The organism is Sediminibacterium sp. FW305-C-49, from assembly GCF_058231085.1.
The window spans coordinates 177,750-200,449 of record NZ_JBIQXS010000001.1 but is presented as its reverse complement, the minus strand read 5'-3'; the positions used below and the strand labels follow the sequence as shown (position 1 = coordinate 200,449).

Sequence of the window (22,700 nt, the reverse complement as noted above, 5' to 3'; positions counted from 1 at the left end):
ATGTAAGAAATATTCACGACCCGCCTATTCAAATATCCCTGTTCTATAGCATCAGTTTTATCAGTAACTTGTAACAAACTTGTTTATGAACCGAAGGAATTTGCCATTCATCTGCAGCCTGCTGTTTTTATTGATAGTTGTTACGCTAGCCATGCGCCCGCTTGATAAAGAAAAGCGGGTACTCGTTTTCTTTGAAACCAAAGGATATTACCATGAATCTATTCCTACCGGAGTGACGGCAATACAGTTATTGGGTAAACAAAACGGCTTTGGTGTAGACACTTCCCGTACGTCAGATGTTTTTACAGACGAAAATTTGTTGGGGTATGATGCAGTTGTTTTTATGAGTACCACCAAAGATGTATTGAATGAAGAAGAACAGGTTGCATTTAAAAAATTTATACAGAAGGGAAAAGGTTTTGTGGGTATTCATGCGGCTACTGATACCGAGTATGACTGGCCCTGGTTTAACCAACTGGTAGGTGCTTATTTTAAAAGTCATCCTAAACAGCAGGATGCTGTTTTACATATCCAGGATCACAAACACCCTGCTACCAAACATTTACCTAAGACCTGGAAACGCTGGGATGAATGGTATAATTTTAAAGACATTCAACCCGATTTAAAAGTATTGATTACGTTAGATGAGTCAAGTTATACCGGAGGTGAAAATGGTAATAACCATCCCATTAGCTGGTACCACTCTTTTGCTGGGGGGCGTGCATTTTATACAGGTTTGGGACATACGCATGAATCTTATTCCGATCCATTGTTTCTGCAACATATTTTGGGAGGAATCAACTATGCAATGGGCAAGTAATAATGAGCCTAGTTAAAAAAATCTATTTCGTTGTTGTATTTTAATTTAGAAGCCGCCGACCATTCATAAATGCTGGCCAATCGTTTCCATTCGCCATCTACTTTTTCATAGATCCAGAAAGTACCTTCTTTGGAAAAAATGCTGCTTTTACCAAGGTAAAAAAAGCAAAGTGTGTTGTTGCGGAGAAAAAAAGGGGCAGTAAAATGCTGTATCTCCATACAAATTTTCTGCTGTGGTTTTGCTTTGCTGTTATCTGTTTTAGTGAGTAAGGGATCAACCGTATCCAATGGTATCATGTAAGCAAAAGGAAACATTTTTGCGGGCCAGCTTATTTTTTTAATTGCATCCAGTTGATTCACTATATAACGTCGTTCTTCCAGCGTAAAACGGGTTTTTCTTTTTACATATGCAGCCTGATCCGGGTCCCACTCTTTGTATTCTTTGTCAGATAAAAAAGTCTGCTTTACCTTATTAATGATATTGGTATCAACCCGGTCGGAATAAAAAAAAGTATCACATTCCTGGTAAGCAAACGGGCGATCATTAAACCAGTTACTGTAAATATCCCTGATCAACGATGCGGATGACGAACTTTCCTGTGCGGTAAGACGCAGTGAAATAATAAAAAGTACCAGTAAGAGGGGTCGTCTTTTATTCAGGCGCATGCAAAGGGGTTACTCAATCCTTAAAGATATTCAGGATTTGAATACGAAATACAGAATGGTATTAGAAGCAGATTAGAGCAGGGCCTGTAATATATCGGCCAGTATATCATCTTTGTGCTCCAGTCCAACCGAAATCCTGATAAGGCCCGGTGTAATATTCACCGCCTGTCTTTCTTCTTCTGTGAGTTTTGCATGGGTCGTGCTGGCAGGATGAGAGGCGATGCTCCTTGTATCGCCCAGGTTGGCAGTAAGGGAAAGCATTTTCAGCTTATTCAGAAAATTTCGTCCTGCTTCCAGTCCGCCCTTTAATTCAAAACATACAATACCGCCGCCGTTCTGCATCTGTTTTTGGGCGATGGAAAACTGTGGGTGACTTTTCAGGAAAGGATATTTCAACCAACTGATGGCTGCATGACCTTCCAGTGCCGAAGCGATATGTAATGCATTGGATGCATGTCTTTCCATTCTTACATCCAGTGTTTCCAGACTCTTACTCAATACCCAGGCATTGAAGGGAGACAATGCCGGTCCGGTACTTCTGCAAAACAGGTAGATATCTTTGATCAATTCTTTTTTGCCTACTACCACACCACCTAGTACGCGCCCTTGTCCATCAAGCCATTTGGTAGCAGAATGTACCACCAGATCAGCACCATATTCAATAGGACGCTGGTTGACAGGAGTGGCAAAACAATTGTCTACATTCAGGATGATACCATGTTTACGCGCCAGTTGTCCGATCATTTCTAGGTCTAACAGATCAAGACCCGGATTGGTCGGCGTTTCCAGGTAAATCATTTTGGTATTGGGGCGAATGGCTGCTTCCCATGTTTCAGCAGTAGCTGAAGCAGCAACATAACTGTATTCAATACCATATTTGGGAAGGTATTTGGAGATCACAGTATGTGTACTGCCGAAGATGGAATTACAGGATAATAAATGATCCCCCTGTTTCATCAGTGCCATAAACGAACCAAAAACAGCACTCATACCCGAAGCGGTAGCATAACCTGCTTCAGCACCTTCCAATGCACAGATTCTATCTGTAAATTCCTGCACATTGGGGTTACTGAAACGGCTGTAAATATTATCATCCGTTTCATCTGCAAATGCTGCGCGCATTGATTCTGCATCATCGAAACAAAAACTGCTGGTAAGAAACATCGGGGAAGAATGTTCCATTTCAGGAGTTCTGTTCACCTGTGTACGTATGGTACGGGTAATTTTATCAGACATGATGGCTATTTGAAAATGAAGGATCTCTGCTGGCTGACTGGCCCTTTCAAAGATTTTTACAAATGTAATTCACTCCTGCCCTTATTTTGCTGTTGAAATGAGGAATAATCAGTTGAAATACTTTGAATACAAACAGCCGTTTGCATTGGAGTCGGGTTTATCTCTTCCCGCTCTCACCATTGCTTACCATACTTATGGTGAGTGGAAAGGAAAGGAATCGAAAGTGGTTTGGGTTTGTCATGCATTAACGGCCAGTGCCGACTGTGCCGACTGGTGGAAGGGTTTGATAGGTGATAATGATCTCATTAATCCTGCTGATTATTTTATTGTTTGTGCCAATATACTGGGTTCCTGTTATGGTACCACAGGGCCTTTAAGTACCAACCCTGCAACACAAAAGCCTTATTTCGCATCATTCCCCCATATCACTATTCGTGATATGGTCAATGCACATATCCTGCTCCGCGAACACCTGCAGATTGAACAAATTAGTTTGTTGATGGGTGGAAGTATGGGTGGTTACCAGGCATTGGAATGGGTATTGATGGAGCCCACTGTTATTCAGCGTTTATTTTTAATTGCCACTTCTCCATCAGAGAGTGCATGGGGTGTGGCTGTGCATACGGCACAAAGACTGGCCATTGAAGCAGATGCTACATGGAAAGAAGCCCATGATAAAGCCGGTGCAGCAGGGTTAAAGGCTGCAAGGGCCATAGGTATGCTTACCTACCGTAACTATGGCATTTTTCAACAGGCACAAACCGATCCGGATCCAGAGAAAATCGATGATTTTAGGGCTTCCTCGTATATTAATTACCAGGGCGAAAAACTGGTAAACAGGTTTAATGCTTACTCTTACTGGTTATTAACCAAGTCAATGGACAGCCATCACCTGGCACGTGGGAGAGGGGGTGATCTGATAAAAGCACTTAACAAAATTCAACAACCCGTATTTATTATTGGTATCGATAGTGATATTCTCTGTCCATTAGACGAGCAGCGTTTTATGAAGGAGCACCTGCCCAATGCAACATTGGTGGAAATAGGATCAACGTATGGACATGATGGTTTCATCATAGAAACCAGGCAGATTACCCAGCATCTGAGGCCCTGGCTTGAACAGCAGCAAACTGGCGGATAACTGTTATTTTTGCACAAATGGTTCTTTATGGGCATCCTCAGACAATTAGCAGAATACCTTTACCTTAAAAAGAAAGATCCCGATCAGCCACGTACGCTGTGGATGAAATACATGCATGGTATGAACCGTATTTCATTGATCATGTTTGTGGTAGCAGTGTTGATCATCATTTTCAAGTTGGTGATTCTGCCACTGTTCAGGTAAACTTTTTTCAGGTTGCCTATTTGTGTAAATTTCGGGTATGAAAACCGGCATCAGTATTTTTATCCTGGTCAGTCATGTTTTTTTCTGTTCTGTTTCCGCCCAGGTAACAGACACATTGCCCTGGCAATCGGGCAGAGATTTACGCTGGATGGATTACCGTGGCGTTCCGGATCGTGAATCTCATTTTTCGGCACTTACTTATTCAGAAATTAAATACAAAGTATCCGTTCACAGTACCATCGCCAGATTTGATTTTTCCACACTTTTTATGAAAAAATCATCGTGGACAAAACATTCGCAAGATCCTGTTTTATTAAAGCATGAACAGATTCATTTCAATATTGCTGAATTGCATAAAAGATTGTTGATACAATTGCTGGATACAAGGAGCCTGCATTTTGCAGGATTTGAATCTGAAGTAAAGCGTTTGGGTGATTCAATCAATATAGCAAGACGTAAAATGGACGATGAATTTGATACTGATGTATCAAATATGCGTGATGTGATGAAAATAAACAAATGGAACCGGGAAGTTGCTGATGCGTTGGACCGGTTAAAAGCATATAATCGAAGCAGTATATTGGTTGCACTCCGATAACTATTGCCTGCACAGATCAATAATATGTTGTGCAGCTAAATGGGAAGCATTGCCAGCGTTGGATAAAGATTGCCATAATGCGTTATAATCTGCTAAGATTTGTTCTCGGTAGTCTTTGTTTCCCAGTATCAGTTCTAATTCCTTTACCAGGTTTTCAGTATTCAGTTCATCCTGTATCAATTCTTTCACTACCAGTTTATTCATAATGAGGTTAACCAGCGAAATATATTTTATACTGATCAGTCGTTTAGCAATCTGGTAACTGATATTACTTCCTTTGTAACATACAATCTCGGGAACTTTTAATAAAGCTGTTTCCAAAGTAGCGGTACCACTTGTAACCAATGCGGCGGTTGATTGCATGAGCAGTTCATAGGTTTTATTGCTTACACTGCTAACATTAGGTGCACTTGCCAGAAAGGGCGCATAGAAATTATCATCAAGTCCCGGAGCCATGGCTACCACAAACTGGTAGTCGGGAAAATGCGAAGCAACACTCAGCATGATCGGTAATTTTTTACCAATCTCCTGCTTACGGCTACCCGGCAGCAAGGCAATAGTGGCTTTTGCAGGATTACCTGTAGCTTGCAGCTTGTAGCTTACAGCTTTAACTTCCCTCTCTATTACTTCCACCAGTGGATGTCCTACATAGTCAACTTCCCAGTTCCATTTGTTTTTATAGTAATCTTTTTCAAAGGGAAGTATACAAAGCATTTTGTCGATGCACTGCTTCATTTTTTTTACCCTGTTTTCTTTCCATGCCCAAACCTGTGGTGATATATAATAGACCACTTTAAACCCTTTTTGTTTGGCCCATTCAGCAATACGGAGATTAAAACCGGGGTAATCAATCAATACCAGTACATCGGGTTGCCAGCTTGTTATATCGGCTTTGCAGAATTTGATATTACGAAAAATGGTCGGTAAATTTTTCACCACTTCAGCAAAACCCATAAAAGCCAGATCGCGGTAATGTTTGACCAGAACGCCTCCGGCAGCTTCCATTAAATCGCCACCCCAGCAGCGAATATCGGCCGAGGCATCCTGACGTTTCAATTCTTTGATAAGGTTGCTGCCATGCAGGTCACCACTGGCTTCACCTGATATGAGGTAGTATTTCATCGTGAATGGTGAATGGTCAATCGTGAATTTAAAAGAGTCGAGGCTAATAATTGTAATACAGAATACAATTCACCATTGACCATTCACCATTCACGATTTCCCCTCGCAAAATACATCCATCCAAACGCTTTCCGGCTATTAACAAAGTTTTTTTCAGAATAACTAAAAAAATAGTTGTAAAACTAAAAAATTAGTTTTAGGTTTGTTCTGCGATTAAAATAATACCCCCCCATGAAACCATTAACAAAGGCAGAAGAACAGATCATGCACAGTATCTGGAAACTGGAAGAAGCTTTTTTGAAAGATATTCTTGAACAGCAACCGGAACCCAAACCACATTCAAATACGGTGGCTACTATTTTAAAAATATTGGTAGAAAAAGGCTTTGTAGGCATTACACCTGTAGGCAGAATGCACCGCTATTATCCGCTGGTATCAAAAGAGGAATATTCGTCCAGCACCATACGTAACCTGGTGGAAGGTTATTTTGAAGGCTCATTCAGTGAAGCTGTTTCTTTTATGGTGAAACAGAAAGATATCAGTATACGCGAACTCGAACTCTTGTTACAGGAAATTAAAAACGCCAAAAAATAAAAGCATGCTGAGTACGGCTTATTATTTTCTGCAAGTAATGCTATGTAGTGCCATTATGATGGGGTACTACTGGATAGCTTTGCGAAATAAAAAATTTCATCAGTATAACCGGTTTTACCTGCTGGCCGTGGCTTTGTTTTCGTGGACGGTTCCGCTGGTTAAAATTCAATGGGTAACAACTTATGCCAGCCAGCAGCAGGTCATCCGTTTTTTATCGGTCGTAGCGGATAATAATTCCGAGTTAGAGGCAGTCATTGGAAGCAAAGGGTTTCACTGGAGTATGGAGGGTATAGTGAGTCTTTTATATATACTGATAGCTGCTATGCTTCTTGCCTTTTTAATAAGGGCCTTTTACAGGATTTATGCTTTATTGAAAAAACATTCCTGTAAACAGGTAGGCGATGTATTTCTGATCATCACCCAGGCAAAGGGGACGCCCTTTTCCTTTTTCCGATATATTTTCTGGAATGAAGAGATCGATATCCGAAGCGCATCGGGTAAACAGATCCTTCAACATGAGCTGACGCATGTTAGACAGAAACACTCTGTTGATAAACTGCTGATTCAGGTGATGTTGATTCCCGGATGGTTCAATCCATTTTTCTGGTTACTCAAAAAGGAAATGGATATGATCCATGAATTCATTGCAGATAAAAAAGCGGTACAGGATGGTGACACGGCTGCATTGGCGCAAATGCTGTTAACGGCAGTATACCCGACACATCGTTTCGACCTTGTGCACCCGTTCTTTTTTTCACCCATAAAAAGGAGGTTGCAAATGTTAACAAATCATAAAAACCCAAGATTCAGTTATATCCGTCGCCTGGTAATATTACCACTGCTGGCGGTTGTTATTGTGCTGTTTGCTTTTCGTAGCAAAGCGTACAGAGCCGAGCATCCCATTTCTGTAAAAAATGTCTTGCAAAGTGTCATTAATGATGTGAAAGCAACACAGCAGTCGGGTATTACCGTAACAGATATTGATCTGGAAACGTTAGCCCCGATGAAACTCAGTAAAACCTACCGCATCGTTATCAATCCCGGACATGGGGGAGAAGATGTGGGCGCAAGGGGTGCTGATGGAACAACGGAATCTGTATTAACCCTTCAGTTGGCAAAAATGCTGAAGGAGAAAAACAATAATCCGCAGTTAGATATCATACTTACGCGTGATGCTGACGAATTCCACACCGTAGTGCAGGTAGCAGAAAAAACAAATGCGTTGGCGCCGGATTTGTTTGTTTCACTACATGTGAACAGTGCTGCACCTATCCGCAAAAATGGTAAAACGATTGGCTATAGCCAACAGAAAGGAGCTGAAATTTATCTGGCAGACAAAGCGAAGGCTTTCGATTATGAAAAAAGTTACCAACTGGCTAACTGGATGGGTAATTTATTAAGCCAGAGCGGAACCACATTTAAAGGCATCAGAAGCAGAAGCAAAGGCATTTATGTTTTACAGACTGTGAAATGTCCCTCCGTATTGGTAGAAGCTGGTTTTATTACACACAAAGAAGAGGTTGTTTTATTAAAGAGCCAGATATACCAGGAAAAGATTGCTAAGGCCATTTTGCAAGCTGTTGAGCAATACCTTGCTGAGGCAGAAAAAAATCCCATGGTTAAGATTAGGGAAATTGATTTGAATGAATTGAAGAATGATTTAATAGTAGGTGGTAAAGAAACCAGTAAAGCAATGTCGTCTGATGAACCTGATGGACATTTTACATCTGTAAAGAACAACAAGAACGGAAATCTTGATTTGTCAAAACCGGAAAGCAATCCTTATTTCAAATTCCGTGAAAAATATAAGTCGCAGGAGGGTTTATTGTATTTGCTGAATGGTGAGAAAATAAGTTATAATCAGTTGAATGATATTGAGCCAAACACGATCAAAGAGATTAACATTTTCAAAGACCCGGCGGCAATAAAAATATTCACCAATGAAGAGGTGAAAGGTGTGGTGCTGCTTACTACCAAAAAGGCAGCCAGTTTTAAAGCGCACAGTGAAAATCAAATAAATGAGCCAGGGAGCCCCTCATCTAATATCAATTTTGCAGCGAATGCTAATGAATCAGTGAATGACTTTATCCAACAGCAGGAACCAGTTTCATTTCCGGGAGGTGATACTGCCTGGCGAAAATACCTTGAAAGAAACCTGAATAGAGATATCCCTGTAATAAATGGGGCGCCTCCGGGTAAATATGCTGTAAAAGTTTCTTTTATTGTCGATAAATCTGGTAAACTAAGTGATGTAAAAGCAATGAATGATCCCGGTTATGGCACTGCGCAGGAAGCTGTTCGGATGTTTGCGAAAGGTCCAAACTGGAAACCTGCTGCAGTTAATGGGAAAACTGTGGTTTCAAGATTTGAGAAGACAATTACTTTTATGATATCTGAGGAATAATAGAACTGAAGTGGTAGTTAAGAGTCATTCAAACTGATTTCATAATGCCAGCTTAAATAATTTAGCCACAGATTCACAGATTATCTAAAAAGTAATCTGTGAATCTGTGGCTAAAAAATCAAACAAACCATTTAAAAGACAGCGCTATCAATGCATAAATACAGGTAGCAATAAAAACACCCCTTGCCGTCTTATCATTCTGCCGGTTAATATAAATGGTAAATACCACAGCATTGGTAATCAGCGAAAGACTGATGATGCCTGTGAGTAAAGATGGGTTGGTACGTATGACCTGTAAAAATTCCTGGAAACTGAAAAGCCTGAATTTTACCAGATAATAGATAAAGAAGCCAAGTACAGGCGACAGGAAACCAAGTACCAGGCCGAGGCGAAGATTGTCTTTTTTAAACATCAGAATTTCCATTTGGTTTCAAGCTGCTGTTTCAGTTGATAGTTGGTAAGATCAAACTGAACAGGAACCACACTTACATAATTATTTTTGAGGGCCCATACATCGGTATCTTTTCCTTTGTCGAAATTCACGAACTCTCCGGTGAGCCAGTAATATTTCTTACCATGCGGGTCTTTTCTTTCATCAAACTCTTCTTCGTATTTGGCATAAGCCTGTCTGCATATTTTAATACCCTTGATCAGTTTTTCCTGAACAGCAGGGATATTTACATTCAGACATAAATGTTTATCGAGGCTTTTGCCACCCAATAATTTCTGGACAATCATTCTTGCATATTTACTGGCGGCGCTAAAATCGGCATCAATACTCAGGTCGAGTAAACTGAAACCAATACTGGGTATGCTTTCAATAGAAGCTTCCAGTGCTGCTGACATGGTTCCTGAATAAATAACATTGATGGAATGATTGGCACCATGGTTTACACCGCTCACACACAAATCGGGCTTGCGGTGTAATATTTTGTCCACCGCAATTTTAACACAATCCACAGGTGTACCGCTACAGCTATAAGCTTCAATTCCCTCAAATACGTTTGATTTCTGAAGACGGAGCAACTGACCAATAGTAATGGCATGTCCCATTCCGCTCTGTGGTTTATCAGGTGCTACTACTACTACTTTTCCCAAACCTTTTACTGCTTCTACCAATGCACGGATACCCGGTGCGCTGATACCGTCATCGTTGGTAACAAGAATAACGGGTTCTTTCTTTTTGGTTGTTTTAGACATGGGTGCAAGATACTAACCCTCCCCGACTTCGCTGCGCTCGTCTCCCCTCCCTATAGGGAGGGGCAGGGGGAGGGTAAAATAATTTTGGCGAAACTAAAAAAATTAGTATTTTGCAGCTAAATCAGTTAGCTATGTCAAATGCCGGAAAGAATTTACGCTACCTGCGCAAGCTTCGTGGCTGGACGCAGGAAGAGTTTGCCAACAAGCTCAAGATCAAAAGATCATTGGTAGGTGCCTACGAAGAAGAGCGCGCCGAACCCAGGCTTGAAGTGGTTAAACAGATCTGCCAGATTTTTAAACTGAGCATGGAAGAGTTTTTACTCAAAGACCTCACCGCTTCAAAAACCGGTGGCTCATACCTCGAAAAACGCAGACAGTTAAAAATGGTAGCAGAAGTAGCAGAAGTGCGTTTTGTACCTGTAAAAGCTGCCGCCGGTTACCTGGCAGGTTTTGCTGATCCTGAATTTGTTGATGAACTGAATACGTTTACGCTCCCCATGCTTTCACCAGGCCAGTACCGGGCATTTGAAATTGTTGGCGACAGTATGTTACCCACTCCCAGTGGCAGTGTAATTGTAGGTGAAAAAGTAGAAGACCTCGAAGATGTGAAGAATAGCAATACATATGTTGTATTGTCAAGGAATGAAGGCGTTGTATATAAGCGGATCATGAAGAACAACAGGCTGAAGAATAAAATCACCCTCATCAGCGATAACCCACAGTATGAGCCTTACAACGTAAGCTCTGAAGATGTGCTGGAAGTATGGAAAGCGGTATATATTCTTCAGAAAGCCAATGCCGGCCCACGTTGGGATGTGAACCAACTCGCCGGAATGGTCAATAACCTGCAGGAACAGGTGAGTACACTGAAGAAAAAATTAAACTGATCAAATACCAAAAGGGCTCCGTTGAATACATTCAACGGAGCCCTTTGTTTTAGCACCACTGGTATAATTTTACCCGTGTGAGAGGGTCATTCCATTATTTTTGCGCCACAATGAATCGCATATATACACTGCTTGCTATTATTGCCTGCCTTACTATTACCTATACCAAAGCACAGGAAAGAAGTATTTCCGCCCTTAAAATCAATAGTTCCATAAAAATTGACGGTCATCTCGATGAAGCTTCCTGGAAAGAAGCGGCTTCAGCCGATAGCTTCATTCTCAACAGCCCGCAATTCGGCGTTCCTGCCAGCCAAAGAACAGTGGTGCGTGTTTTATACAATGACCAGGCCATTTATGTTGGAGCTTATCTCTACGATGACCCCAAACTGATCCGTAAACAGCTTACCTCCAGAGACGGAGAACAAAGAAATGATGTAGACTATTTCAGTATATTTTTTGATACCTATAATGATGACCAGAATGGATTCCAGTTTCTGGTAACATCAAGAAATGTACAATCAGATGGCCGCTTATTGCCCAACCTGAATTCACAGTTTGGTCCGCCATCCGATTATACCTGGGATGCGGTATGGGAAAGCAGGATACAGATGCAGGAAGATGGATGGACAGTAGAAATGAAAATCCCTTATTCAGCATTACGTTTTTCAAAGAAAGATGTGCAGGAATGGGGCATCAATTTTCAGCGATACAGCAGAAGAAATAATGAGAGTTCTTTCTGGAACAAAGTTGATCCCAACCAGAATGGTTTTGTTAACCAGTTTGGCAATGTACAGGGTATAAAAAATATCCTGCCGCCACTTCGATTATCATTCCTGCCCTATGTTACAGCAGGTACCCGAACCGTACCCTATGCCACAGGTGAACGCAAAACAGATTTCCTCAGGAATGGTGGTATGGATCTGAAATATGGCATCAATGAAAGTTTTACGCTCGATGCCACACTGATACCAGATTTTGGACAGGTCATTTCAGACAATGTGGTACTAAATCTCTCACCCTTTGAAGTGCAGTTCCAGGAAAACAGACCCTTCTTTACAGAAGGGATTGAATTATTTAATAAAGCAGGACTGTTTTATTCAAGAAGGGTAGGTAGTACACCGGGAGGCTATAATGCGGTTCGAAATATGGTCAACAACAATCCTAACCTCACACTGATTTCGAATCCGGGTATTACGCAGTTATACAACGCATCAAAATTTTCAGGAAGAAATAAAAAGAAACTGGGTATCGGTGTATTCAATGCATTGGCAGCACCCATGCAGGCTGTTGTGGAAGATAAAACCACAGGAGCGCAAACACGAATTGAAACTGAACCTTTGACCAACTATAATATCATTGTGCTCGACCAGGCATTGGCTAACCGGTCTTCTCTTACTTTCACCAATACCAATGTGTGGAGAAGTGGTGGCAGCAGAAATGCCAATGTGAGTTCTGCTGATGTGAGTTTGTTTGATAAGAATAATCGCCACAATTTTAAATGGAGCGGAAGATATAGTCATGTTACCGGAAAAGATAATTACAATGGTTTTACCCATGTACTGTCTTATGCAAAAGTGAGTGGTAAGGTTCAGTACCTGTTTCAGAATGTGGTTGAATCGGACCGGTATGATGCCAATGATCTGGGTTTTCTGCTTGCCCCCAATGAAGTAACTACTGTGGCAAGAGTTAGTTATAACCAGTTTACACCCACAAAAAAATTCCTGAGTTATAATTACAGCTTAACACTTACGCCTACTTATCTCTATAAGCCATTTGCCTACTCCAATTTCGTGATGCAGGCACGTGCTTTCTGGTTCTTTAAAAATTTCTGGGACCTGAGCATCAATTTTAACTGGCAACCCGACTGGCAAAGAGATTATTTCGATTTGCGTACATCCGGCCGCATGATCCGTAAAACACCTTATTGGTTTACCAGTGCCAGTGGTAGCAGTGATAGCAGGAAAAGATATTTTATCCGCTTCAATTTTGGTTTTGCAGAATCACCCATACCCAATGACCCATACATCGTTACCGGCATTGGTCAACGCTATCGTTTTAACGAACACTTTAGCCTTGATATGGAATTGCGTCGCGATATAGATAACGGGCAATTTGGTTATGCTTACCGGGCTTCTAATGGTGAACCTGTAGCAGGCAGAAGAAAAATCACCAATTTCACTACACTCATCAATGGTATCTATAATTTCACACCGAGGATGAACCTTACACTTCGGGGCCGCCATTACTGGAGTAAAGTAATCTATCAGAGCTTTTTTGATGTATCTCCGGAAGGATGGCTGATCCCCAGACCATATGTAAGTGGGTATGATCAGAATTTTAACGCATTCAACCTGGATATGTTTTATACCTGGGATTTCAAATACGGGAGTCGATTTGTTATTGGCTGGAAAAACTGGCTGGGCGCTGACTTCCCTATTTCAGGATCCTCTCATAAAAATTATATGGGCAACCTCCGGCAGGTATTCCAGCAACCACACGGTAATGAAATTACTTTCCGTCTGATTTATTTTATTGACTACCTGAGCCTGCAAAAAAGAAGAAAAGAAATCTAAATATAGCCTGGGATTTAAATCCCAGGCAGGGAAATACGTTTTTGCAGAGAGTTAGTATAAAGAAGCTGCCAGCCTGAAAGTATTGCAATGTGCTTCTACAATGGTGCGAACATCTGGAGAATAACCACCGCCCATAGCAACTGTAACCGGGATATTATTGGTACGAAGTGTATTGAATACAAACTCATCACGTTGCCGGCATTCATCAAGTGTTACTTTGAGTTTACCAAACTTATCCGTTTCAAGAATATCAACACCAGAAAGGTAGAAAGCAAAATCGGGCCTGACAGTGTTAATCAGCTGAGGAAGTGTTTCTTTCAAAAGAGAGAGGTATTCAGTACCAGTAATGCCGTCTTTCAATGGCAGATCAAGGTCTGAATGTTCTTTGTGAAAAGGATAATTATGTGCACCATGCATACTGAATGTAAATACAGCGTTATTTAGTTCAAAAAGTTTTGCTGTTCCATTTCCCTGGTGAACATCAAGATCAATGATGAGTATTTTCTCAGCCTTCTTTTGCTGTAGCAGGTAATTGGCTGCAACAGCCATATCACTCAGTAAACAAAAGCCCTCACCCCTGTCTGCAAATGCATGGTGGGTACCGCCAGCTATATTTAAAGCTACCCCATATTCAAAAGCATCACTGCAACAATCGATGGTGCCTTGTGTAATTACGAGTTCTCTTTGTGTTAGCTCAGGAGACTGAGGGAAACCGATTTTTCTTTGTTCAGATGCACATAATGTTTGGTGAATCAGTTTGTTGAGGTATGCTTTATCATGTGTTAGCAGCACTGTTTCATGTTTACAGGGTTCTGGGGCAAAAAGATTCTTTTCTGTGATGGTGCCTTCGTGTAATAACTGACCCGGTATCAATTCATATTTGAGCATTGGGAATCGATGACCCTCTGGCAGTGGATGTGCATATATAGGATGATAAGCTATCCGGATCATTGAATTTTAATGATTGACTGGTTTACGACAGCAAATACGTGGTCGGATTTTTTGGGCTGTACAAGGGCAAGTCCGGAAAAATGACTAAATGCCGGTAAAATACCCTGTTGTTCATTAAAATAAAAACAGGGAAAACGAAGTGATTGTTTGCCAGCGCCTCTGATGATACAGCCCGGATGAAGATGCCCTGAAAACATAAAAACATTTTCTGGCTTTTCTATAGTGCTATCATCATGTATAAATAAAAAGGAGTTCGATTGAAACTGGTCAACCACTTCTATACCTGCATTGCTATACCACTCTTTTTGAAGAATATCATGGTTACCTTTTACTAATATAATGGGTAGTGTAGACAGGTCGTTTCTCCATTTCAGAAAGAAATCCATCTCTTTATTTTCTATGCTGTGAAAGAAATCTCCAACGATTAATATGCTCGATGGCTTAAAGAAGCTGATCTGGTGAAACAGTCGCTGAAGATCCTGCTGGTAAACAGATTGGGGAATAGCAATACCACTTTTTCTAAAATGCCCTGTTTTTCCAAAATGCAGGTCAGATACAATCAGTGTTTTCTCTTCTTCCCAGAATAAAACCCTCTCCGGAGAGAGCCAGAACTGATGGTTTCTGATGCAATGTAAAACAGGTGCTGTCATAAAGTGTGCAAAGATAAAGATACGGGTAGCAATGGTCAGAGAAGTTGTTGCTGCATTCTTCTTACCCTGTCTTCCAGTTGTTCAGATGACATGTTTTCACGCATGCTATCCACTTTAATGGGAAAACAGAAGGGGGTTAATTGTTTTGGAAACTGGATATTAATATTACCATTTATAATCCTTGTCAAAGCATTTCTTAATCTTATTTCCTCCATCTGCTGATCCAATACTTCCTGATAAGCCTGTCTTAGCAGGAGATTGTTGGGTTCATAATCACTGAACACTTTAAAAAGGAGGGAGGCAGAAGACTGGAGATGTCTTGCTTTTTTGAATTCACCAGGATAGCCCTGAAATACAAGGCCGCCAATAACAGCAATATCCCTGAATTTCCTTTTAGCCATTTCTATTGAATTCACACTTTGGGTGATATCATGTAATAAATTTTCTGTACTGAATAATATTGCGGCATTACTATCATCCAAAGGGATGGGTTGATCGCTCAGTAACTCAAAACCATAATCATTCATCACAAAGGAAAAAGTAATGGGCATGGTTCTGCTCATTCGCCAGGCCAGTAAAGCTGCCATGGCCTCATGTACCAGCCTTCCTTCAAAAGGGTAAACAAATAAATGAAATCCGTCTTTGGTTTCTATATGCTCTATCAGTAATTCATCTTCTTTTGGAATATGTGATAAGGATTCCTGTAGTTCAAACAAAGGAGCAAGGGCAAGTAATTCTGGTTCTTTTGTTTTTTTACTGAGCGCCTTGTCAAAAGTTTTTCGGAGCATAAGGCCAAGGTTGGCACTTAGCGGCATACGTCCACCCATCCAACTCGGGACAATTGATTTTTTGTTGGAAGAAGGTTTAACGGTGACTGTCATTTCCTTGATACCAATGAGTTCCAGATTACGTCCTGCAAGTGTAAAAACAGTACCCGGCTCCAGTCTGCTGATAAACCATTCTTCAATAACACCAATGAATTTCCCATTCATCAGTTTTACTTTTAGCATAGCATCGCTAACAATAGTGCCAATGTGCATGCGATGCCGCATGGCAATACGCCTGCTGGTGATTCTGTAAATTCCATCCGTTATTTCAACTTTCCTGTATTCATCATATTGTTGTAATGCAATGCCTCCCTGTGTTATATGTAACAATACATCCTGCCATTCCTGGTCCTGTATATCTGCAAAACAGTAAGTGCTTTTTATTTCTTTCAGCATTGCTTCAGCCCTGAATCCTTCACTGATGGCTAGTGTACATAAATATTGAAGGAGTACATCGTAAGCAAGTAAAACAGGTTCGCGACTTTCAATGATACCTGTAGCAATAGCTGTTTTTAAAGCCGCAGCTTCTACAAGCTCCAATGAATGTGTAGGAAGAAAATAAATACGACTCATTTCACCAGGTCTATGACCACTTCTGCCTGCTCTCTGCAAAAAGCGGGCAACACCTTTGGGTGAACCTACTTGTATTACTGTATCGACCGGGCGAAAGTCAACACCAAGATCAAGACTGGCCGTACATACAACGGCTTTTAATTTTTTTGTATGTAATGCTTCTTCTACCCATTCTCTTAATTCCTGTTCAATACTTCCATGATGTAATGCAATAGCACCTGCAAGTTGTGGGGCAATGGAAAGCAGAGTCTGGTACCATGTTTCACTCATGCCTCTTGTATTAATAAAGATGAGTGTGGTACTGCTGGCTTCTATGATGGGAACAATTTTTTCTGCCAGTTTAATACCCAGGTGCCCTGCCCATGGATATTTCTCAATTTCATCCGGTATGATTGATTTTACTTCAATCTGTTTGTCAATATGGGCGCGAATAATAGTCCCTTCCTGTTGCAGAGAGGATAATAGCACTTCTTTAGCTTGTTCAAGATTGCCAATAGTAGCACTGATACCCCAAACGGATAAGGGAGTCTGGTAACTTTTAGCGATGGCCACCAGACGCGATACTGCGAGTTCAACCAATACCCCTCTTTTGCCTCCTAACAATTCATGCCATTCGTCCACCGCTATAATCTGTAAAGATTTGAAAAGATCCGGGTATCCTTTTTGTGCGAGTAATAAATGAAGGCTTTCGGGGGTGATGATCAGCACTTCAGGCATGTTTCTTTTCTGTTTCTGCCTTTCGGATGTGTCAGTATCTCCGTTACGAATACCAATACGCCACGACATCCCCATTTCAGCAATTACCTCTTCCATGGCTCTGCCGATATCTTTTGCCAAAGCCTTCAGTGGTGTAATCCACAATAGTTGCAGACCATTGTTTTTTTTAGAACAATAGTCGTCGGGGTGATCATTGATGAACCGGATAATACTACCCAGAAAAACAGAAAATGTTTTACCACAACCTGTAGGTGCATTCACGAGCCCGCTATGTCCTTCCTGAATTTGCTTCCATGCCTCTTGCTGAAAAACAAAAGGGGTAAAACCTTTGCGTGAGAGCCATTGCTCAATGATGTATTGTCCTTTGGTGATCCTGCTTTTCATTTTTCCGGGCAAATAGACGCGATGATTGCAATCATCTAATGTATCGATTTCAAATGGCTTTTGGTATTGCTTTCTCTGCAAAACCATGAGTAGCATGTGATTTAGTTTTTCGGCATCTTTCAGAGCAGTATTTTACTTCATCCCATACTTTCTCCCATTTTTTTCGCCAGGTGAATGGGCGCTCACAGGTTACACAGATTTTTGAGGGTAAATCTTTTTTATTGCCTTTGAATGATTTCACACAATCCTAACAAAGGAATATGACTTTTGTTGTGTTACTGCTGGCTTACAGAACGTATCTGGCCATCCATTTTGCGGATATAATAGAGCTTTTTATTCTCGAGATAATCAACGGCATTTGTATTACTGCTATAAGGTTTAACAGGCTGTATATCAAAATCATTAAAAAGTTTAAAACTTTTGTCGTTGATATTCGCCAGTAATTGTCCTTCGTGCTTTATAAGGAGTTTAGTGAAGCGATACATGGCTTCAAAACCTTTGAATACCATATCGCTGGGTCTTCCGGAGAATTTATTCCTGTAAATATTGGTAATATCAAGTCCCAGTTTGTCGGTTCTGGTAAAATGGTAAGGGGTGGTGTAAATAACTTCAATATTCTTGTCTACCCCTCTCAGAGCATCCCATGTAGGCATACCCATGGCAATACTCCTGTATCTTCTCGATTCGCTCAGGGCTTTTACGAGGTTGCTACCAAAAGATTCATTTAATGAGCCGCAAATGATGATGTTTTGTTTGGTGCTGTCGAGGTAGCTGATAACCTGGCTAGTCGTAAAACTATCAGCGAGTTCAACCGTTTTTATTTTCAAGGGAGGGCCGGGTGTATTTCGACTGATATCACTAAAGCCGGACTGTATCATGTCTTCAACAACGCCTTTTCTCCTGAACATGGTAAGATTACTTGTTGGATAGACACGCTGTAAATACCGGTAGATACCCTCGATATGTGTTTTTAAAGTAGGGTTGATTAGGATGAAATAAGGATTCTCGGTGAGTCCGCCATCATTCGGATATGTATATGAGATCAATGGTATTTCATGCTCAAGTGCAAAATCGGCCAATGGTTTTATTTCAGACCTGTTACTGAATGATGCAATAATCAGCGAAACTTCATTTAAAGAGCTGTCAGTGATAACAGTATTAATGTTTCCTTTTGCTGATTTTGTATCATAAAAAACCACTTCAACAGGTGCTTTTTGTTTGCCGAGTGAATCAACAGCCAGCATAATACCATTGTAAAAATCAAGCCCCGGCATCATATATCTAGGCAATATCTGGCTGCCTAACCGATAAGTGCCATCCTGCGTAAAGGCAGAATCTACATATACGGGTGCAAAAACTGCAATCTTATAAACCCTTTCATTTGTTTGTGAATGAGCATTATGCAGGCTGCCAATGAGTATCAGAATGGATAATATGATGTTTATCTGGCTTCGCATGTTTGATTACTATTCCCACTCAATTGTTGCGGGTGGTTTACTGCTGATATCATATACAACCCTGTTAATACCTCTTACATTATTGATGATTTCATTTGAAACATGTGCAAGAAACTCATAAGGCAGGTGAGCCCAGTCTGCGGTCATACCATCAACCGAGGTAACAGCCCTCAGCGCCACTGTAAACTCATAAGTACGTTCATCGCCCATCACTCCCACACTTTTTACAGGCAATAAAATAGCGCCAGCCTGCCATACCTGTGTATAAAGGTTATGCGATTTTAAAGCTTTGATATAGATATCATCAGCCGCCTGCAGCAAAGCAACTTTTTCTTCGGTTACTTCTCCCAATATCCTGATGGCTAAACCAGGGCCCGGGAAAGGATGGCGGTTGATCATGTCAGCAGGAATACCCATTTCAAGTCCTACTCTTCTCACTTCGTCCTTGAATAAATACCGGAGCGGTTCAACGAGGTCGAGGTGCATGGTATCGGGTAAACCGCCCACATTATGGTGCGATTTGATGGTTTGTGAAGGTCCATGTACACTTACACTTTCAATTACATCCGGATAAATGGTGCCCTGTCCAAGGAATTTTACACCAGCTACTTTCTTAGCTTCTTCCTGAAATACATCAATAAAAAGACGACCAATGACTTTCCGTTTTGCTTCAGGATCGGTTTTATCTTTGAATTCGTTATAAAAAAGTTGTTTCGCGTCAATACCCGTAACATTAAGACCAATGGTTTTATAAGTGTCGAGTACCTGCTGGAATTCATCTTTTCTCAACACACCATTGTCTACAAATATGCCATGCAGCCTGTTGCCAATGGCTTTGCTAATGAGTGTGGCAGCAACTGTACTGTCTACACCACCACTCAGTGCCATGATTACATGATGATCACCGATTTGTTTTTTCAGTTCTTCTACTGTTTCATGCACAAAAGAAGCCGGTGTCCAGTCCTGTTTACAATCACATATATGGATCAGGAAATTCTGAATGATTTTTTTTCCTTCGGTGGAATGATATACTTCCGGATGGAACTGGATGCCGTGTAAAGGTTGTGTGCCGGTTGTAGTTTTTCTGAATGCGGCAACGGGAATGCTTTCTGTAACAGCAGTAATTTCAAATCCTTCAGGTAAAGCAACAATTGAATCGCTATGGCTCATCCAAACCTGTGAACCCTGGGAAACAGCTTTTAACAGCTGGTCTTCTTTCAATACTTCCAGTTTGGCCCTTCCATATTCCCTTTTGTTGGATTTATCGACCCGTCCTCCGAAATTTTTGGCGGTTAATTGTGCGCCATAACAAACCCCTAGCACAGGAACTTTGCTGATCATACCGGCAATGTCCACATTGGGTGCATTTTCCTCATTTACACTAAAAGGTGAACCACTCAGGATAATGCCTTTTAACCCTTCTTCATAGGTGAAAGCCTTATGAAACGGGATAATCTCACAATAAACATTGGCTTCACGAACAGCACGGGCGATCAATTGGGTGTACTGGCTGCCAAAATCGAGGATGAGGATCTTTTCTGTCATGCCGCGAAGGTAAATGAATTTTTGGAGGCGCTCAAGTGGTATCAATGGTGATAAAATCCATAGGAATGGTGTCCGATTGCATGAGCTTTTCAATATTTTCGGGGTCTTAAAACGATCATATGAGAACCTTCCTGGTGGTATTTGCCATAATGATAATGGCCGGATCTTGCATTTTTATTGACAGCGAAAGCGTAAAAGGTAATGGTAATATTACCGTTGAAGAACGTAAAGGGCTGAATGCGCATCGTATCCGGCTCGCCGGTTTTATGGATGTAGAGCTTAGCCAGGGCAGTGGCACTGAAGTAAAAGTGGAAGCGGATGAAAATCTACAACAATATATTATTACCGAAATGGAAGATGATGTGCTGGTAGTGAAGATGAGAAGCAATATCCGCTTTATCAATAGTGAAAGACTCAAAATTTATATTACAACCGATCGCCTGGAACAACTCACATTATCAGGCTCAGGAAATATTACCGGTACCAATAAGTTTACAGGGTCTGATCGCCTCAAACTGCGTGTATCCGGGGTGGGCGACCTGAAACTGGATTTCAATACGCCAGAACTGGAAGCAGAAATCAGTGGCAGTGGTTCATTGGTATTGAGTGGAGAAACAAAAGATGCCAAGATACAGATCAACGGTGTAGGTGATTGTAATGCGGAAACGATGAAGGCAGAAAACGCAACCGTAAAAATTTCAGGAAGCGGAGATGTAAAAATATTTGCAGATAACCAGCTTGATGTTACCATTCGAGGTATTGGGTCGGTGTATTATAAGGGAGCTGCTTCCGTCTCGCAAAAAATCAGTGGAAGCGGCGAAGTCAAACGTCTTCAAGAATAAAAGCAATCTGGTAACTCGAATGGGTTACCTTTTTTATTTGCTGTTATTAACCTTATTCCCGGCTTTTGTAGCTCGTTTAAAGAAGATTATATGAATTGGAAAGAAAGGATTTTATTGATTTTACTGGCCAGCGTAAACTTTACCCATATCCTCGATTTTATGGTGATGATGCCATTAGGTAATTTCCTGATGCCTTATTTCAAAATAACACCCGGGCAGTTTAGTGTTATCGTGGCTTCCTATAGTATCAGTGCAGCTGCTTCAGGTTTTGCAGCCGCTTTTTTTGTAGATGGGTATGATCGTAAAAAAGTGTTGTTATTTGGCTATATCGGTTTTATAATCGGTACCATCTGTTGTGGTATTGCCCCCAGTTATATGCTGCTGCTTGCTGCAAGAATTACAGCCGGCTTATTTGGCGGTCTCATAGGAGCGCAGGTACTCAGTATTGTAGCCGATAGTTTCCCCTATGAAAAAAGAGGGCAGGCCATGGGTATCCTTTTCTCCGCTTTTTCATTGGCATCTATTGTGGGCGTACCCGCTGCATTATACCTGGCTGGTTGGGCAGGCTGGCACACACCTTTTTTAGCCATTGGCGGACTGGGAGTGATCATTATTTTGTTGTTGAGCCGTTACCTGCCGGCTATGTCGGGCCATATTCATGGAGTACGGGTTAAACCACTGGTGATGTTGCAAAATGTGATCAGTAGCCGCAAGCAATTGGTAGCCTTGGGTTTATCGGGCGCTTTGATGCTCGGTCATTTTCTTATTATCCCATTTTTGAATCCGTATATGGAATTCAATGTAGGGTTTACTGATACGCAACGAAATATGATTTATATGGTAGGTGGACTGGCAACGTTCTTTACATCACCATATATCGGAAAGCTGGCTGATAAATATGGCAAGCATAATACTTTTATCGTGTTTGCATTGGTATCATTGATTCCTATTTTCCTGATTACGAATATGCCTGCTATTAAATATTATTATGTATTAATGGTAACAGGTATCTGGTTTGTATTGAGTACAGGAAGAGGGATACCCGCACAAGCCATTATCAGTAATGTAGTGCCTGCCGAACAGCGGGGTAGTTTTATGAGTTTTAACGGCTCCATTCAACAGCTTTTTTCAGGTATAGCTTCATTGATAGCCGGCGCAATTGTAATCAGTAAACCAGACCATACCATTGTTCATTATTCCTGGGTAGGCTATCTCAGCATTGCCATTGTATTGTTCTCCGTCTTTATTGCGCGAAAGCTATTACAGTATGAAAAGGCAGGTCAGTGATCGTTAATAGTCGATGGTCCATA

21 protein-coding genes are annotated in these 22,700 nt (G+C 41.2%); 10 read left to right on the top strand and 11 right to left on the bottom strand.

What is annotated here, in order from left to right; translation table 11 throughout:
• Positions 1-85: 85 nt before the first annotated feature.
• Positions 86-820 (top strand): ThuA domain-containing protein, encoded by a 735-nt coding sequence (locus tag ACH3Z1_RS00840; protein WP_490819948.1) that lies wholly within the window; start codon positions 86-88, stop codon positions 818-820.
• 8 nt (positions 821-828) lie between these two features.
• Here ACH3Z1_RS00840 and ACH3Z1_RS00835 read toward each other — a convergent pair whose 3' ends face one another.
• Together ACH3Z1_RS00835 and ACH3Z1_RS00830 are read right to left on the bottom strand one after the other, a co-directional pair.
• Positions 829-1,485, bottom strand: coding sequence for a cupin domain-containing protein (locus tag ACH3Z1_RS00835; RefSeq protein WP_490819947.1), 657 nt, complete (start codon positions 1,483-1,485; stop codon positions 829-831).
• Positions 1,486-1,557: 72 nt separating this feature from the next.
• On the bottom strand, positions 1,558-2,721 hold the full coding sequence (locus ACH3Z1_RS00830) for a trans-sulfuration enzyme family protein (RefSeq protein WP_490819946.1): 1,164 nt from the start codon (positions 2,719-2,721) through the stop codon (positions 1,558-1,560).
• A 97-nt stretch (positions 2,722-2,818) separates the two neighbouring features.
• Here ACH3Z1_RS00830 and ACH3Z1_RS00825 point away from each other — a divergent pair, with 97 nt between their 5' ends.
• Genes ACH3Z1_RS00825 through ACH3Z1_RS00815 form a run of 3 tightly spaced genes read left to right on the top strand, consistent with a single transcriptional unit; the run spans position 2,819 to position 4,664 of the window.
• Entirely contained in the window at positions 2,819-3,862 is a 1,044-nt protein-coding gene (locus ACH3Z1_RS00825; protein ID WP_490819945.1) for a homoserine O-acetyltransferase family protein, read from the top strand.
• 27 nt (positions 3,863-3,889) lie between these two features.
• On the top strand, positions 3,890-4,066 hold the full coding sequence (locus tag ACH3Z1_RS00820; RefSeq protein ID WP_490819944.1) for a DUF6728 family protein: 177 nt from the start codon (positions 3,890-3,892) through the stop codon (positions 4,064-4,066).
• A 37-nt stretch (positions 4,067-4,103) separates the two neighbouring features.
• On the top strand, positions 4,104-4,664 hold the full coding sequence (locus ACH3Z1_RS00815; protein WP_490819943.1) for a hypothetical protein: 561 nt from the start codon (positions 4,104-4,106) through the stop codon (positions 4,662-4,664).
• Here the strand turns inward: ACH3Z1_RS00815 and lpxB are convergent, their stop codons facing one another.
• Positions 4,665-5,786, bottom strand: a complete 1,122-nt coding sequence (lpxB, locus tag ACH3Z1_RS00810; protein ID WP_490819942.1) for a lipid-A-disaccharide synthase — start codon at positions 5,784-5,786, stop codon at positions 4,665-4,667. It lies immediately after the preceding gene.
• Between the two features lie 231 nt (positions 5,787-6,017).
• On the opposite strand from lpxB, the gene ACH3Z1_RS00805 reads away from it, so the two are divergent.
• Positions 6,018-6,380, top strand: a complete 363-nt coding sequence (locus ACH3Z1_RS00805) for a BlaI/MecI/CopY family transcriptional regulator (protein ID WP_490819941.1) — start codon at positions 6,018-6,020, stop codon at positions 6,378-6,380.
• 4 nt (positions 6,381-6,384) lie between these two features.
• Positions 6,385-8,784: an N-acetylmuramoyl-L-alanine amidase gene (locus ACH3Z1_RS00800; RefSeq protein ID WP_490819940.1), complete on the top strand. Its 2,400-nt coding sequence runs from the start codon at positions 6,385-6,387 to the stop codon at positions 8,782-8,784.
• 118 nt (positions 8,785-8,902) lie between these two features.
• Here the strand turns inward: ACH3Z1_RS00800 and ACH3Z1_RS00795 are convergent, their stop codons facing one another.
• Together ACH3Z1_RS00795 and surE are read right to left on the bottom strand one after the other, a co-directional pair.
• Positions 8,903-9,208 carry a hypothetical protein gene (locus ACH3Z1_RS00795; protein WP_490819939.1) on the bottom strand — a complete coding sequence of 102 codons (306 nt, stop codon included), beginning with the start codon at positions 9,206-9,208 and terminating at the stop codon, positions 8,903-8,905.
• On the bottom strand, positions 9,196-9,984 hold the full coding sequence (surE, locus tag ACH3Z1_RS00790) for a 5'/3'-nucleotidase SurE (protein ID WP_490819938.1): 789 nt from the start codon (positions 9,982-9,984) through the stop codon (positions 9,196-9,198). Before surE ends, ACH3Z1_RS00795 begins: the two co-directional genes overlap by 13 nt.
• 131 nt (positions 9,985-10,115) lie before the next feature.
• On the opposite strand from surE, the gene ACH3Z1_RS00785 reads away from it, so the two are divergent.
• The gene (locus tag ACH3Z1_RS00785) at positions 10,116-10,871 is read left to right on the top strand and encodes an XRE family transcriptional regulator (RefSeq protein ID WP_490819937.1); all 756 of its coding nucleotides are present in this window, start codon (positions 10,116-10,118) and stop codon (positions 10,869-10,871) included.
• Positions 10,872-10,981: 110 nt separating this feature from the next.
• Positions 10,982-13,444, top strand: a complete 2,463-nt coding sequence (locus tag ACH3Z1_RS00780; protein WP_490819936.1) for a DUF5916 domain-containing protein — start codon at positions 10,982-10,984, stop codon at positions 13,442-13,444.
• 51 nt (positions 13,445-13,495) lie between these two features.
• Here ACH3Z1_RS00780 and ACH3Z1_RS00775 read toward each other — a convergent pair whose 3' ends face one another.
• From ACH3Z1_RS00775 to guaA, 6 genes are read right to left on the bottom strand one after another with little or no spacing between them, the layout of a single operon-like run.
• Positions 13,496-14,332, bottom strand: coding sequence for a histone deacetylase family protein (locus ACH3Z1_RS00775; protein ID WP_490819935.1), 837 nt, complete (start codon positions 14,330-14,332; stop codon positions 13,496-13,498).
• 59 nt (positions 14,333-14,391) lie between these two features.
• Positions 14,392-15,045, bottom strand: coding sequence for a ligase-associated DNA damage response endonuclease PdeM (gene pdeM, locus ACH3Z1_RS00770; protein ID WP_490819934.1), 654 nt, complete (start codon positions 15,043-15,045; stop codon positions 14,392-14,394).
• Positions 15,046-15,080: 35 nt separating this feature from the next.
• Positions 15,081-17,642, bottom strand: coding sequence for a ligase-associated DNA damage response DEXH box helicase (locus tag ACH3Z1_RS00765; protein WP_490819933.1), 2,562 nt, complete (start codon positions 17,640-17,642; stop codon positions 15,081-15,083).
• Complete coding sequence (locus ACH3Z1_RS00760) at positions 17,596-17,787, bottom strand: DUF2256 domain-containing protein (RefSeq protein ID WP_490819932.1); 192 nt, start codon at positions 17,785-17,787, stop codon at positions 17,596-17,598. Before ACH3Z1_RS00760 ends, ACH3Z1_RS00765 begins: the two co-directional genes overlap by 47 nt.
• A 34-nt stretch (positions 17,788-17,821) precedes the next feature.
• The gene (locus ACH3Z1_RS00755) at positions 17,822-19,003 is read right to left on the bottom strand and encodes a hypothetical protein (protein WP_490819931.1); all 1,182 of its coding nucleotides are present in this window, start codon (positions 19,001-19,003) and stop codon (positions 17,822-17,824) included.
• Between the two features lie 9 nt (positions 19,004-19,012).
• A complete protein-coding gene (gene guaA / locus ACH3Z1_RS00750; protein WP_490819930.1) occupies positions 19,013-20,548 on the bottom strand; it encodes a glutamine-hydrolyzing GMP synthase in 1,536 nt (511 codons plus the stop codon).
• A gap of 119 nt (positions 20,549-20,667) precedes the next feature.
• Between guaA and ACH3Z1_RS00745 the strand changes: the two genes are divergently transcribed.
• Both ACH3Z1_RS00745 and ACH3Z1_RS00740 read left to right on the top strand, forming a co-directional pair.
• The gene (locus tag ACH3Z1_RS00745) at positions 20,668-21,390 is read left to right on the top strand and encodes a head GIN domain-containing protein (RefSeq protein WP_490819929.1); all 723 of its coding nucleotides are present in this window, start codon (positions 20,668-20,670) and stop codon (positions 21,388-21,390) included.
• A 90-nt stretch (positions 21,391-21,480) separates the two neighbouring features.
• Entirely contained in the window at positions 21,481-22,677 is a 1,197-nt protein-coding gene (locus ACH3Z1_RS00740; protein ID WP_490819928.1) for an MFS transporter, read from the top strand.
• Positions 22,678-22,700: the final 23 nt, after the last annotated feature.

Coding starts and splice junctions, on each gene's coding strand:
- ACH3Z1_RS00840 (WP_490819948.1), top strand. CDS start 86: ATGAACCGAAGGAATTTGCCATTCATCTGCAGCCTGCTGTTTTTATTG.
- ACH3Z1_RS00835 (WP_490819947.1), bottom strand. CDS start 1,485: ATGCGCCTGAATAAAAGACGACCCCTCTTACTGGTACTTTTTATTATT.
- ACH3Z1_RS00830 (WP_490819946.1), bottom strand. CDS start 2,721: ATGTCTGATAAAATTACCCGTACCATACGTACACAGGTGAACAGAACT.
- ACH3Z1_RS00825 (WP_490819945.1), top strand. CDS start 2,819: ATGAGGAATAATCAGTTGAAATACTTTGAATACAAACAGCCGTTTGCA.
- ACH3Z1_RS00820 (WP_490819944.1), top strand. CDS start 3,890: ATGGGCATCCTCAGACAATTAGCAGAATACCTTTACCTTAAAAAGAAA.
- ACH3Z1_RS00815 (WP_490819943.1), top strand. CDS start 4,104: ATGAAAACCGGCATCAGTATTTTTATCCTGGTCAGTCATGTTTTTTTC.
- lpxB (WP_490819942.1), bottom strand. CDS start 5,786: ATGAAATACTACCTCATATCAGGTGAAGCCAGTGGTGACCTGCATGGC.
- ACH3Z1_RS00805 (WP_490819941.1), top strand. CDS start 6,018: ATGAAACCATTAACAAAGGCAGAAGAACAGATCATGCACAGTATCTGG.
- ACH3Z1_RS00800 (WP_490819940.1), top strand. CDS start 6,385: ATGCTGAGTACGGCTTATTATTTTCTGCAAGTAATGCTATGTAGTGCC.
- ACH3Z1_RS00795 (WP_490819939.1), bottom strand. CDS start 9,208: ATGGAAATTCTGATGTTTAAAAAAGACAATCTTCGCCTCGGCCTGGTA.
- surE (WP_490819938.1), bottom strand. CDS start 9,984: ATGTCTAAAACAACCAAAAAGAAAGAACCCGTTATTCTTGTTACCAAC.
- ACH3Z1_RS00785 (WP_490819937.1), top strand. CDS start 10,116: ATGTCAAATGCCGGAAAGAATTTACGCTACCTGCGCAAGCTTCGTGGC.
- ACH3Z1_RS00780 (WP_490819936.1), top strand. CDS start 10,982: ATGAATCGCATATATACACTGCTTGCTATTATTGCCTGCCTTACTATT.
- ACH3Z1_RS00775 (WP_490819935.1), bottom strand. CDS start 14,332: ATGCTCAAATATGAATTGATACCGGGTCAGTTATTACACGAAGGCACC.
- pdeM (WP_490819934.1), bottom strand. CDS start 15,045: ATGACAGCACCTGTTTTACATTGCATCAGAAACCATCAGTTCTGGCTC.
- ACH3Z1_RS00765 (WP_490819933.1), bottom strand. CDS start 17,642: ATGCTACTCATGGTTTTGCAGAGAAAGCAATACCAAAAGCCATTTGAA.
- ACH3Z1_RS00755 (WP_490819931.1), bottom strand. CDS start 19,003: ATGCGAAGCCAGATAAACATCATATTATCCATTCTGATACTCATTGGC.
- guaA (WP_490819930.1), bottom strand. CDS start 20,548: ATGACAGAAAAGATCCTCATCCTCGATTTTGGCAGCCAGTACACCCAA.
- ACH3Z1_RS00745 (WP_490819929.1), top strand. CDS start 20,668: ATGAGAACCTTCCTGGTGGTATTTGCCATAATGATAATGGCCGGATCT.
- ACH3Z1_RS00740 (WP_490819928.1), top strand. CDS start 21,481: ATGAATTGGAAAGAAAGGATTTTATTGATTTTACTGGCCAGCGTAAAC.